Consider the following 12,064-nt stretch of genomic DNA (forward strand, 5'->3'; position numbering starts at 1 on the left):
CCATGCAACGCTTTGCACGTGAATGACCAGAGGCCGGAGAAATGCGTTTTCTGCGCCATTGTCGCCGGAGAGGCCGAGGCGAGCGTGGCCTACGCAGACGACCGAGTCGTTGCGTTCATGGACCTCGGCGCGGTGACGCCGGGGCACGTCCTCGTAGTGCCGCGGCTGCATGCCATCGGGCTGGAAGACCTGGACGAGGAGACGAGCACACACGTCTGGCGGATCGGCCACCGCGTAGGCCGCGCCCTTCGGCGCTCTGGGCTGCGGTGCGAGGGCGTCAACGTGTTCCTCGCCGACGGAGAAGCCGCCTTCCAGGAGGTCTTCCACTTCCATCTGCACGTCTTTCCGCGCTTCCGCGGCGACAGCTTCCGCATCGACGCGGACTGGGCCACCCGTGCCCGCCCTCTGCTCGACGAAGAAGCCAGTGCCGTTCGCCGGGGGCTGGACCTCATCGACGCCGACGCACCACCCGCCAACACAGCGAACTAGCGCACTGCGGGGATGCGGACGCGCGAATCCAATTTGTGCGACGTCCGAACGGGTGGCGTACGGGACGGTCGAGGATCCCTTGTCGTGCCGGCACGCCACCCAGGTCGTTTGAACGCCGCTCAGCAGGCCTTCACGGCCACGGTGTGCACCCGGCCGGAGATGTTGAGGACAGTCACGGTGTCCCAGCCGCCGTTCGCGGTGACGTTGTACTTGTAGCCGGACGGCACCTTCTGGCTGCGCTTCGTGCCTGCCGGGACGTTGCTCTGCTGCACGACGAGCCGGCCGGACCTCGTCCCGCTGGCGTAGATGATCGAGTAGAGCGTGGGGCCGGAGCAGTTGTTGGTCCAGTTGATGTAGCCGTAGGTCGCGGCGGACGCCGGGCCGGCCGTGACGGCGAGGCCGCCGAGGGCCAAGGCCAGGGACGCGAGCAGGACGGGCAAGCGCTGACGCACGTGTTCTCCTTCGGGCGCGAGTGGATCATGTGCAGTCAACACCCATGCTGTTGATCACCACATCGGTCGTTCGCACCACAGATCGGCTGGAACTCGACGGATTCCGGCGCGCGTTCTCGCGTACTCCTGCTGCTCAACCGGCTGAATCTGGAACAGACGGCCAAGGAGGGTCGGGGACGAAGTCGTCGGTGCTCTCCGGGTCGGAGCCGTCCCACCAACCGGCAGCGACGACCAGGACCATGCATCCCGCTGCGAGGATCAGACCGAGTTCTCCGACGATCCCGCGTTCGGGTGGAAAGCCGAGGGTCCAGCCGAGGGAGGGTCCGAGGAACGCCAGGCCGGTCAGCACGGCGGCGGCGTCCACCACCGCCGCACGTGATCGGCGCACCGCTCCCTGCGCCATCGTGAGACCGATGCCGACGCCGACGAGACACAGCGCGAACACCAGTGCGGGAACGGTCGACTTCCCGGAGCTGGAGTTGGAGCTGAAGAACGCCATCACGCCGGCGATCGGGACGGCCGCCACGAGGAGGAGGACGAGTGGCAGCATCACGACGAGCCCCTGTCCGAGCCGGGCCCGGGCCCGCCAGGCCGCGACCGACATGCCGATCAGCAGGGCGAGCAGGGTGATCATTCCGGCGTACCTCACGTCGTCGCCGATCACCTGGCCGAACCCGGTGATCGGTGCGGGACGGAGCTTCAGCCCGGCCGCCTCGATCACGACCGGCACGCGTCGCCAAGCGCCGTCGGCACCGCGAACCGCGAGCCCTTCGACGCCGTTGGCCACGATCACTTCGTGTCCACGCGGGACGACACGGATCTGGACATCCACACTGGCCAGTTGGGACGTGCCGGTCAACGGGTGATGGCGCTTCACGAACGGCCACCGGGCGGCTGGCACCTCCCAGGCGGTGTGCCAGGTCTGACCGGCGTCGGTCGTTTCGTCGACGCCGAGCAGCCGGCCGCCGAGCGGCGTCGGTTCAACGCCGAGCAGGCCGCCGCCGCGTGGCGTCGGTTCATCGGAACCGAGGCCGAGGTCATCGCCGTGCACCCGGTAACAGTGTGCGGTGTCATCAGGCACGCAGGCTTCGAACTGCCGACGTTCCGACACCTGTCCGGGCGGCGTCTCCGGTAGCGGCGTCCAGTCGCCGACACCGGAGCCGGAACCGTACAACCGCTCGTCCACCTCGATGACCACCTGCTCGCCCACGACTTGCACGGAGTCCACCGACGGTGCGCTGTTGCGCGGCGGGGAAGTCGCGGCGATCGCCAACACCGCGAACGGCAACGCGAGCACCACCCGCAACCGGTGAGCCAGGCGGTCCGGCAACGGCGGAGCCGCCGCCGACAGTCGCGAGGCCCACCACGCAAGGCCCAGCGCGGGTAGCGCGATCAAGTCGACCGGGTCGGCCAGAACAACCGAAGGCCCGTTGACGACAGACCACGCCGCCGACGCCACCTCGGCTCCCGTGCTGGTCAGCTTGACCCACGCGAAACCGGCTCCCGTCAGCAACGTCGCCACCGCGGCGCCGATCCGGCCGGCGCGGAACAGCCCGGACAACAGACCCAGCACCGGCGGCGCCACCACCAGACCGGCGACGTCACTGAGCTTGCCGGTGACGAGGCCCGGCCACGCCTGTTTGAACACGTGGTCGTTGAGCAACAGGACCGCGGTGGCCCCGATGGTCAGCGGATGCGCCACCCAGCGCAGGAACTCCCCAGCTCGCATTCGGTCAGCCTGCGGTGCCGTGATCACGGCAACGACTCGGCCCGGCCCCAGATCGGCCTAGGCCCTGTCCTGTAAGTCCGTCGGGCGGCAGTAGCGGCCGAGGGACCCGGAGGCGGCACCGCCACGATGCCCGAATACCTCCGGTATGAGGGCATCGCGGCGGCACCGCCTCCGGCTCGCTCACCCGCGCCTGCCACCGGACAGACTTACAGGACAGCGCCTAGTGCGTCTCCTGCAAGGCATCGAAGCCGGAGCGCGATGGTCCTCGCGGCCTGGCGAACGCACTACAACCAGCACCGGCACGCCGAACCCGGCTGTCAGCGCGTTGCTCGCCGCCCTCGTCCTCCGAGTTCGGCACGACGTTTGCGGTTGATCGAGTTGAGGACGAGCAGCGTCAGCATCAGCAGCCCGAAACCGACGCTGATACCGCTCAGCGCCACGATGATCGGCGGCCAGTCGCGGTCCGGCGGCGCGGTGACGGTCGTGACCAGGTCCCTGGGCGGCGGACTGGAGAAACCCGTGGACTCGGCGGGCAGCACGGCGGTCAGGGCGGCCACCGGGTTCACCATGCCGAAGCCGATCCGGTTGTCCCTGCCGGACGTGTTGCCGGGGTGCAGCGCGGTGGCCTTGAGCCGGTCCATCACCTGGCGCGCCTTGAGGTTTGGGAACCGCTCGCGCACCAGCGCGGTGATGCCCGCGACGTACGGTGCGGCGAAACTCGTCCCCTGGATCTTCCCCACGCCGTCGGCCTTCACGTTCGCGTTGGTCAGGCCGGTGCCCTTGGGGTCGACGGAGATGATCTCCTCGCCGGGTGCGGCGATGCTGACCCACGGGCCCCAGACGCTGAAACCCGACACCTCACCGGAGCGCGCCATCGACGCCACCGACAGCACGTCGTCGGCGAACCACGCGGGCGACGAGACCGAGTTGATGATCGCCGGGTCGAGGTTGTTGTTCTGCAGTGGACAGCCGGCCTTGCTGTCGAGGTTGCCGGCCGCCGTCACGATCACGGTGTTCTTGACGTCGACCGCGTACCGGATCGCGGCCTGCAGCGCCCGGTCGTCCGCGCTGAAGTCCTTGGGAGCACCGCAGTTCGTCAGCGAGATGTTGACCACCCCGGCGCCCTGGTCCGCAGCGCGCACGATGGCCTGCGCCAGCGTCGAGACCTTGCCGGCGGACGTCCGCTTGTCCCTGGTGGCGTCACCCTTGAACTCGAAGCGGTCGCTGGTCTGGCGGATCGCGAGGATCGTCGCTTCCGGTGCGGCGCCGACGAAGTCGCCCTCGGTCTTGGCCGCGGCGGCGACGCCGGCCACCTCGGTGCCGTGACCGTCGCAGTCGTCCGCGCCGTTGCTGTTCCCGCTGACGTACTCACCGCTGGGCACGACCCGGTTGCCGAAGCGAGGGTTGCGCGGGTCGACACCCGTATCGATGATCGCGATCTTGACGCCCTTGCCGGTCGCGAACTGGTGTGCCTGCTGGAGGTTCAGGTGGACCTGGCCCCACGGCATGTACTCGATCAGTTCGTTCTTGGTGTCGGACTCGACGCAGCCCTTGCCGGTGGGTGTGTACGGCACGTCCGGCCCGCCCGTGTCCCGCGGTGGCTGGGTGCCGGGCGGTAACGCCGGCGGCACCGAGTTCGGCTGGACCGCGGACGACGGTGGTGCGGAAGCTGCTGGAACCGATCCCGTCAGCAGCAACAGTGCGGTGATCGCCGCCGCCGTGACATGGCGGATCCCCGTGGTAACGATCTTCACCTGTGACCCCCCGGTCCTCACCCACCGACCCCCCGATCGGTGCTGACCGAAGTCCACCACGGAAGGTCCGGAGCGCGCAAAAGTCGAGGCGCCCCAACCTGAAACCCGCTTCAGGCAGGCGGTCCCGCGGAGCGAGAGGGCCGTGCGCCGCACTCCGGCACATCGGCTAGTTTGCTGGCGTGAGTCTTCTCGACGACGTGGCCGAACGCGACGGCTGGCGATGCTGGGTGTGCGACGAACCGGTGGACCCCGGCATGTCCGTGAACGACCCGCGCGGCCCCAGCGTGGACAGCCGGACCGCGGACCGGAAGGCGAAGATCGCCGAGCGCCTGGCCCACCGCGGCTGCAACACCCGCAAGGGCGCCGTGAAGGTGGTCATCGCCTGGCCGGACCGGCTGCACGTGGCCGAGCCCGCGCCGTTGATCACCGTCGCCGGACGCCTGGAACGCAAGGGCGGCCGCGAACTCGTGGCCCGCTGCCCGACGCGGCAGGACGCCCAGGAGGCGGCGGAGTGGTTGGAGGACAGGTTCTCCCGCCTGGTGCCGGGACTGCCGGTGACTGCGGGCGTCGAGGCGGGCGGCGGGCAGTTCCTCGTCGTGCTGTCGACCGGTCGCCGCTGACCGGAGCCGGTGCGGCCGGCCACCGTGTCGTAACGGCCGCAACGTTCCGGAGGAACGGCACGAGGCAGATTCAGCGCACTAGTTGTGTTCGTCCACCTGCGTCTGCGGGTCGCCGTCCACGCAGGTGATCGTCACCCTGCTCTCGGACTTGCCCCTGTCCGCCCTGAACTTCACGAACGCCTGCGCCGCCGGGCCCTGGTTCACGTCGTGCGAGCGGTAGCCGGGGTCCGGGGTTCACGTCGTCAGGGTCACGAGGCCGTTGGTGCACTCCGCCACGATGCTGCCGGTCCTCGTCTCCCACGACGTCGAGCAGTTCGCACCGGAGCGGCGACGACGGTCCCACGCACGGCCGGTACGACCACCGCGGCAGAGGCCGGGGCCGGGGCGGCGACGACCACCGCTGACCCCCTGGTAGTCGGACCGATCCGTCGGCGGGAGTGCGGGCCTCAGCCGGCCGCGCCCGGACTCCCGCGCGGGGCTAGCGGTCCCACCTCGATCCGACCAGCGCGATCGCGCAGGCCCAGGCCGCGCCCAGCAACCAACCGGCCAGCACGTCGCTGACGTAGTGCACGCCCAGGTAGACACGGGAGAAGCCGATCACGCCGGTGAACCCGAGCGCGGTCGCGTACACGGTGACGCGTCCGGCCCACGAGGTGATCAGGTCCCTGGTGATGAGCCAGGCGCACAGCAACGCGATCGCGGACGTGCCGGTCGCGTGGCCGGACGGGAACGAGTAGCCCTGTTCCGTGATGGCCGCGATCAGCGAGGACGGCCGGTCCCTGCCGACCAGGGTCTTCGCCAGGGTGATCACCAGGCCGATGCCGGCGGCACCGACGAGACCGAGCACGACCGGCCGCCACGATCGGCGGCGCGACGCGACCGCGGTGCTGACCGCGGTGACGAGCACGGCCAGCGCGACGGGGCTGCCCAGTGCGGTGACGGCGCGCAGCGTCGCGGTGAACCACGGTTCCCGGTGGTCGGCCAGCCACTGCGAGACCGGCTGGTCGACTGCCGCGACGCCCTCGCCTTCGAGCACGTCCTCCAGCAGGGACGTGAACCCGAGGGCGAGGGCGAGGACCACTCCCAGGCCGACGAGCAGAGCCACGCCGGCGGCCTCGGCGACCGGGAACCGGCGGACCAGCAGGTGCCAGGCGTGTGCGAGCCGATCGGTCGTCCACGTTCGTGCTCTGCGGATCGCGGGCACGGTGCCGAGCCGGGTCAGAGCGGTGCGCATCTGGTCGGGGTGTCGCGCGATCGCGGTCGCGGCCACCGCGAAGAGCACGAGCAGGACGAGGGCGCCGATGCTGACAAGGCCCATGGTGAGAATCCGATCAGGAGCTTGACGCCGCGAGCGACGTCCCGGCTGCGGCGATCCCTCGCGGTGGGTGAGCAGGTCTCCCGCACCATAAGTGGCGATCTTGGTGTGTGCAGGGTGAGCGCGTCGGCGGCCGCGCACTTCACCGGTGCCGCGGCGGTGTAGCCGTCATTCGCGCGGTGGGGTCCGGCGCGAGGGTGCCGTCGGGTGCGGTGCCGTGATCACGGCAGTGACTCGGCCCGGCCCCAGATCGGCCTGGTGCGTCTCCTGCAAGGCATCGAAACCAGAGCGTGAGGCTTGAGCTGCAGCGATGACTTTCCGGACGGTACAGGTCGCTTCCACCTGGCCGTTGCGCTGGGCGCACTGGGGCCGCTGCTGCGCGGCGAGCCGGTCGCGCACGAGGGAGACCTGACCACCGCCGCCGCGAGGCATTTGCTCGCCGTGCGGGAGCTGGTCCGCGAGCTACGCGCGGGTGCGGCGGTGGTCGATCGGCACTGAACCAGTCTCGTCAGGACGGCGGATTCCGTGCTGTACCTCGTAATCAGAGGTATCGGACTTGGCTGCTTCCGCAGACCTGTCTTCACTTACCGTAAATCTACTTGCGTGCATATATGTCTTCGCATATGTTCGCTGCATGGACGCCACTGTGCAGCAGCGGCTGGCGGCGATCTCCGAGCCGAACCGATTCCGGATCGTCGAGTTGCTGAAGGAGGGGCCGCAGCCGGTCGGCGGCATCGTCGACGCGCTCGGCATGGCGCAGCCGCAGGTGTCCCGACACCTGCGGCTGCTCGCCGAGGCGGGCGTGGTCGAGGCGACCAAGCGGGCGCAGCAGCGGATCTACCAGCTGCACCCCGACGCGATGCACGTGATCAGCGACTGGGTGCAGGGCTTCGCATCCCTGTGGGCGGAACGGATGGATCGCCTCGGCTCCTTCCTCGACGACCACGCGCCCGAGTCGAACCAGTGAGGAGATGGACCGTGCCCGACGGCATCGTGATCGACAGGACGAACAACACCGTCCACATCAGCCGTACCTACGCCGCCGGCATCGACCGCGCCTGGTGGGCGTGGACCGACCCAGAGGCGATAAGTCGGTGGTGGGGGCCGCACGGCTGGACGGCCACCGTGTACGAGATGGACGTGCGCCCCGGCGGTCGCTGGCGGTTCGAGATCGCGCCGGTGGACGGCTCGGCGGCCGCGGTTCGCGGTGTCGCCACCTACAGCGCGGTGGTCGCCTGTGCTCGATTGGCCTACGACGACGCATTCGCCGACGAGGCATGGCAGCCCGACGGTGCGGAGACCTTCCCCACCACGGTCACCTTCGTCGCGGCCGGCACCGGTTGCACCGTCGATGTCGCGGCGAGCTTCCCCGACAACGCGGCGTTGCAACGGGCCGTCGAGTTCCGGATGGCCGATGGCTACGCCGAAGCGCTCGACCGGCTCGGCACGGTGCTGGACACCCGGAACAAGCCCGCTGAAGGAGAAACCATGGACACCCTCATCTCGGCCGACGGCACCACCATCGCCTACGAGCAGGCTGGTTCGGGGCCCGCGATCATCGTGGTCAGCAACGTCGCGGACGACCACACCAGTGTCGCCGGCCTGGTCACGGCGTTGGCCAAGGACTTCACCGTGATCACCTTCGACCGGCGCGGCCGCGGTGCCAGCGGTGACCCGCAGCCCTACGAGCCGGCGCGAGAAATCGACGACATCGCGGCATTGATCGACGTCCTCGGCGGGTCTGCGGCCCTGACCAGCGGCTCCGGAGGTTGTGGGCTCGTGCTGGACGCGGCCAGCGCGCTGGGCGCCAAGGTCAGCGGCCTGTACCTCTACGAGCCCCCGTTCATCGTCGATGACTCCCGGCCGCCGGTTCCCGCCGACTTCGTCGAGCACCTGGAAGCGCTGGTCTCGGCCGGTAGGCGCAGCGACGCCAGCGAGTACTTCATGACCGAGGTGGTCGGCGTCCCGGCCGAGTACCTCCCGATGATGAAGGCGGACCCGTCATGGCAGCAGATGGCGGACTACGCCCACACCTACGCCTACGACGGCCGGATCTGGCGCGGCCTCCAGGACGGCACACCACTGCCCACCGACCGCTGGACCATCAACGCGCCGATCGCCGTCGCCGTTGGCGGCAACGGCGAGGCGTTCATGCGCACGGGCGCCGAGGCGCTGGCCGCGATACTGCCGAACGTCACCGTGCTGACTTTGGCCGACCACGACCACGGCGCCTTCTGGGCGGCCCCCGAAGCCGTCGCCGAACAGATCCGCACGTTCCTGCTCGGCTGACCCACCAGAACCGCGAGACACCACGAGCTTTCCGGAGGCTCGGTGCGGCTCAACCTCGCGCCCGGACCCGCGACGGCGCGTTCGTGCTCAAAGACGCGGCTCCGTCCCGCGTGACCCCGCAGCTGTGCCCGGCCGGTTGCCGCGCCGGCTGGGACTGGTCTTGGGCCGAACCGGCAACAACACGCCGCAGGCCACTGCCCACAGCAGCACGGGGAACGCCGCGATGCGTTCCCACAGACCGAACAGCGCCGGACCACCGACCTGGGCAGCCATCAGAACGAGGGCCACCGCCGCGATGATCGCTGCACCGGCGCCGATGCGGCCCAGCAGGCGCCACCGGGTCGTGCCCGCCAGTGCGAGCCCTGTCAGCAGCATCGCGACCTCACCCACCGGGATGGCGACGAGCGCGCCGGCGATGTGCAACGACCGGCTCGTGTCTTCGGGGTTCAGGCCGACGACGACCAGGGCCAGACCGGTGACGACGAGGAGCAGGAGGCCGAGTCGGGCCGTTCGCACGTCCGGGAACAGCGGACGGACCAGCAGGGCTCCCACCGCCAGGCACAGACCCGCGAGCGTCCAGGACACACCTGCGACGACGTGCCACGGCGAACAGACCCAGCGGTCGACCTGGTCGGACTGGAAGCAGGTGGCCGCGCCCAGGTCACTGATCGCGTTTCTCGCCCAGCTGTGCGGGACCTCCCAGCGCGACTCCACCACGAACAGCAGCACGAAGTACTGCGCGACCAGCACCCACAGCACGGCGCCCAGCCGCGTCCGTCCGTCCACGGGGAGAGTGGAACACAAAGCATTTGACCGCGCCGGAGGGACATCGCCGCCGTACGCGACGTACCACGTCGACTGACAGGGCCGGAACTGAAAGATCATCCCGTCCGACTCGTCGGACAGGAGTCCATCGAGCAACTGGAGAACAGCGGTACGGTCGCCAGCCCGGTGTCTCCGGGTCGCCTCGTCACGTCCTGAGCAGGACTTTCGTCCTAAGTGGACCCGGGCTGGTGCTCGTCCGGCCCCCTGGCATCAAGCTGCCGGAGCCTCGGCAGCTTGATGTCCGCCGAGGCGCTGTCGGGGCGCCGGAACGCATGCCAGATTCGAGTCATGCCTGAGAACGAGCAACGGTTCGACCGCATCGGAAAGCTCGACATCGTCGTCCAGAACGTCGCGTCGTTTCGCATCGATCCGGCGACGTTGGCTCGGCCCGACCGGTCACTGGTCCTGGTCTGCAGTCCCGTCAAGGAGGCGGCGCTGCGGCAGCGCGGCCGGGGCGACGTCTTCGACCAGGTCGTCGTCACGGCCGACTTCACCCCGGACGGTCTCGCCCGCACGATCGGCGCGATCGTCGAGGAGCACTCGGGGGAGACTCGGCTGCTGTGTCACGACGAGTACGTGCTCGGTGCGGTCGCGGCCGTGCGGGAGAAGCTCGGCCTGGGCGGTGACCGGCCGGTGAACGTCGCGCCGTTCACCGACAAGCTCGCCATGAAGGCCGCGCTGCCCGGCATTCGGGTGCCGCGGCACCTGGCCTGGGACGCCGAGGCGTACGCCGAGAACCCGGAGTTCTACGTGGCGCGGGTCGTGGACGCCGTTGGCTTTCCCGCGTTCGTGAAGCCGGTCAACGAGTCCGGTGCGGTCGGCGCCGCGCGTGTCGACACGGTCGACGAGCTGAGGGCCTGGGCGGAGAGCGCGGGGCCGTGGGAGTTCGAGATCGACGAGTTCGTCGAGGGAACCCTCTACCACGTCGACTCCGCCGTGCGCGACGGCGAGGTCGTGCACGTGCACGTCAACCAGGACCTGCACCCGTGCCACGAGTACGCGTACGGCAAGGTCAACGGCTCCTTCACGCTGCCCGACGACGACCCGGTCGTGCCGGTTCTCAAGGCGTTCAACGAGAAGGTGCTCACGACCCTGGCGGACAAGCCCCGCGACGGGGTGTTCCACCACGAGATCTTCCTCGACGCCGCCGGCGAGCCGATCTTCCTGGAGATCGCCGCCCGCGCTCCCGCCGCGCTGATCCCGATGACCGGTCGCATCCGCTGGGGTGTCGACATCGAGCAGGCGCTGTTCACCCTGCAGCGCGGCGAACCCTTCAGCCCGCCCGAGCACCACCGCGGCCCGTTCGCCGCCTACGTGTACTTCCCGAAGAAGGCCGGCACCGTCGCCGCGCTGACGAGGCCCGAGATCGCCTCCGACCACCGCTGGACGTGGAACGTCCAGCCCGGCGACGCGCTCGCCGACGCCACCGACATCCGCGACTTCGCCGCGTCGGTGCTGCTCTGGAACGACGACTACGCGGCGCTGCGCCGCGACCTCGCCCTCCTCGACGCCGCCGCGGTGTTCGAGCTCGTCTGATCCCGCTCCCCACACGAACGGCCGGGCACGCCTGCTCGTCCGTCGCCTCACCCTGGAGGAAAACGGTGAAGTTCATCGACTACGGCTTCGTGTTCACCCGCGAGGAGTCCGAGGCACTGGGCAAGGTGCTGCTGGACGTCGAGTCGCACCCGTACACCGACTACGACAAGTTCATGCACGAGCTCTCCCAGCTCCGGGACGACCGCAGGGTGCCGACGCGGTTCGTCGACTTCTGCGAGACCTCGATGCTGCGCGACTTCGCCAAGGAACCGTTCGTGGTCATCGGCAACGCGCCCATCGATCCCGAGCTGCCGCGCTTCGGCACCGAGAACCCGGTGCACGACAAGTACCAGCTCAAGAAGACCTGGGTCGCCGAGGGCTTCCTCGGCGTGTACGCGCTGCTGACCGGCACCGAGATGATCGGCCACCTCAGCGTCAACGAAGGCGACTTCTTCCACGACATCTACCCGAAGGAGTCGATGTTCGACACGCAGTCGCAGAAGACCCTCAAGACGCTGAAGTTCCACCGCGACTTCACCAACCACTTCGTGTGCCCGGACTTCGTGAACACGCTGACCCTGCGCGACACCCCGGAGAACGAGGTCTACTCCACGTTCACGGTGACCCGCCACGCCGTCGAGGAGCTGTCGGACCGCGACGTCGAACTGCTGAGCCAGGAGCGCTTCTACACGCCGTTCGACGACGTCTCCACGACCTCGATGGAGATGGGCCGCGCCAAGGACCACCCGGTGCTGATCGAAGGCCAGGGCGCCAAGGTGTTCGAGGGCCGCACGGAGGGCCTCGACGAGGAGGCGCAGGGCTCGCTCGACCGGTTCCTCGCGGCGCTGCACAAGCGCAAGCAGGTCCGCATCTCCCGGCCGGGCGACTCGGTGACGTTCTCCAACCACCACGTCATCCACGGCCGCGAGGTGCACGAGATCCGCGACATCGAGTCGCTCAAGCAGCGCTGGCTGCTCAAGACGCACAACGTCTACAGCCTGCAGGCGTTCGAGGGCTTCTTCCTGCCCGAGCGCTTCGGCGTCGTGAACGGCTGA

The 12,064-nt window shown here is 69.3% G+C and carries 13 protein-coding genes; 7 read left to right on the forward strand and 6 right to left on the reverse strand.

The window, feature by feature from the left end:
- The first annotated feature begins 18 nt into the window (after window positions 1-18).
- On the forward strand, window positions 19-489 hold the full coding sequence (locus JNUCC0626_RS07575) for an HIT family protein (RefSeq protein ID WP_394618950.1): 471 nt from the start codon (window positions 19-21) through the stop codon (window positions 487-489).
- A 119-nt stretch (window positions 490-608) separates the two neighbouring features.
- Here the strand turns inward: JNUCC0626_RS07575 and JNUCC0626_RS07580 are convergent, their stop codons facing one another.
- The 3 genes from JNUCC0626_RS07580 to mycP all read right to left on the reverse strand — a co-directional run bounded on the left by JNUCC0626_RS07580 (window position 609) and on the right by mycP (window position 4,424).
- The gene (locus tag JNUCC0626_RS07580) at window positions 609-941 is read right to left on the reverse strand and encodes a hypothetical protein (protein WP_394618951.1); all 333 of its coding nucleotides are present in this window, start codon (window positions 939-941) and stop codon (window positions 609-611) included.
- Window positions 942-1,074: 133 nt separating this feature from the next.
- Window positions 1,075-2,670, reverse strand: a complete 1,596-nt coding sequence (locus tag JNUCC0626_RS07585) for a hypothetical protein (protein WP_394618952.1) — start codon at window positions 2,668-2,670, stop codon at window positions 1,075-1,077.
- A 317-nt stretch (window positions 2,671-2,987) separates the two neighbouring features.
- Entirely contained in the window at window positions 2,988-4,424 is a 1,437-nt protein-coding gene (gene mycP, locus JNUCC0626_RS07590; RefSeq protein WP_394618953.1) for a type VII secretion-associated serine protease mycosin, read from the reverse strand.
- A 179-nt stretch (window positions 4,425-4,603) separates the two neighbouring features.
- On the opposite strand from mycP, the gene JNUCC0626_RS07595 reads away from it, so the two are divergent.
- Entirely contained in the window at window positions 4,604-5,044 is a 441-nt protein-coding gene (locus tag JNUCC0626_RS07595) for a hypothetical protein (RefSeq protein ID WP_189154976.1), read from the forward strand.
- Between the two features lie 78 nt (window positions 5,045-5,122).
- Here the strand turns inward: JNUCC0626_RS07595 and JNUCC0626_RS07600 are convergent, their stop codons facing one another.
- Window positions 5,123-5,248 (reverse strand): hypothetical protein, encoded by a 126-nt coding sequence (locus JNUCC0626_RS07600; protein ID WP_394618954.1) that lies wholly within the window; start codon window positions 5,246-5,248, stop codon window positions 5,123-5,125.
- A 274-nt stretch (window positions 5,249-5,522) separates the two neighbouring features.
- Entirely contained in the window at window positions 5,523-6,362 is an 840-nt protein-coding gene (locus tag JNUCC0626_RS07605; protein ID WP_394618955.1) for a phosphatase PAP2 family protein, read from the reverse strand.
- A gap of 294 nt (window positions 6,363-6,656) precedes the next feature.
- On the opposite strand from JNUCC0626_RS07605, the gene JNUCC0626_RS07610 reads away from it, so the two are divergent.
- The 3 genes from JNUCC0626_RS07610 to JNUCC0626_RS07620 all read left to right on the forward strand — a co-directional run bounded on the left by JNUCC0626_RS07610 (window position 6,657) and on the right by JNUCC0626_RS07620 (window position 8,648).
- Window positions 6,657-6,857, forward strand: a complete 201-nt coding sequence (locus tag JNUCC0626_RS07610) for a hypothetical protein (RefSeq protein ID WP_394618956.1) — start codon at window positions 6,657-6,659, stop codon at window positions 6,855-6,857.
- Between the two features lie 136 nt (window positions 6,858-6,993).
- Window positions 6,994-7,326 (forward strand): ArsR/SmtB family transcription factor, encoded by a 333-nt coding sequence (locus JNUCC0626_RS07615; RefSeq protein ID WP_394618957.1) that lies wholly within the window; start codon window positions 6,994-6,996, stop codon window positions 7,324-7,326.
- 11 nt (window positions 7,327-7,337) lie between these two features.
- Complete coding sequence (locus JNUCC0626_RS07620; RefSeq protein WP_394618958.1) at window positions 7,338-8,648, forward strand: alpha/beta fold hydrolase; 1,311 nt, start codon at window positions 7,338-7,340, stop codon at window positions 8,646-8,648.
- Window positions 8,649-8,735: 87 nt separating this feature from the next.
- On the opposite strand, the gene JNUCC0626_RS07625 is transcribed toward JNUCC0626_RS07620, so the two are convergent.
- Entirely contained in the window at window positions 8,736-9,434 is a 699-nt protein-coding gene (locus JNUCC0626_RS07625; RefSeq protein WP_394618959.1) for a DUF998 domain-containing protein, read from the reverse strand.
- 327 nt (window positions 9,435-9,761) lie between these two features.
- Here JNUCC0626_RS07625 and JNUCC0626_RS07630 point away from each other — a divergent pair, with 327 nt between their 5' ends.
- Window positions 9,762-11,009: an ATP-grasp domain-containing protein gene (locus JNUCC0626_RS07630; RefSeq protein ID WP_394618960.1), complete on the forward strand. Its 1,248-nt coding sequence runs from the start codon at window positions 9,762-9,764 to the stop codon at window positions 11,007-11,009.
- 65 nt (window positions 11,010-11,074) lie between these two features.
- The gene (locus tag JNUCC0626_RS07635; RefSeq protein ID WP_394618961.1) at window positions 11,075-12,064 is read left to right on the forward strand and encodes a hypothetical protein; all 990 of its coding nucleotides are present in this window, start codon (window positions 11,075-11,077) and stop codon (window positions 12,062-12,064) included.

Source organism: Lentzea sp. JNUCC 0626 (genome assembly GCF_043632865.1).
Lineage (GTDB): Bacteria > Actinomycetota > Actinomycetes > Mycobacteriales > Pseudonocardiaceae > Lentzea.

Bases quoted from the DNA above. Each gene is read 5' to 3' on its own strand.
- JNUCC0626_RS07630 (WP_394618960.1), top strand. From the start codon at position 9,762: ATGCCTGAGAACGAGCAACGGTTCGACCGCATCGGAAAGCTCGACATC.
- JNUCC0626_RS07605 (WP_394618955.1), bottom strand. From the start codon at position 6,362: ATGGGCCTTGTCAGCATCGGCGCCCTCGTCCTGCTCGTGCTCTTCGCG.
- JNUCC0626_RS07585 (WP_394618952.1), bottom strand. From the start codon at position 2,670: ATGCGAGCTGGGGAGTTCCTGCGCTGGGTGGCGCATCCGCTGACCATC.
- JNUCC0626_RS07615 (WP_394618957.1), top strand. From the start codon at position 6,994: ATGGACGCCACTGTGCAGCAGCGGCTGGCGGCGATCTCCGAGCCGAAC.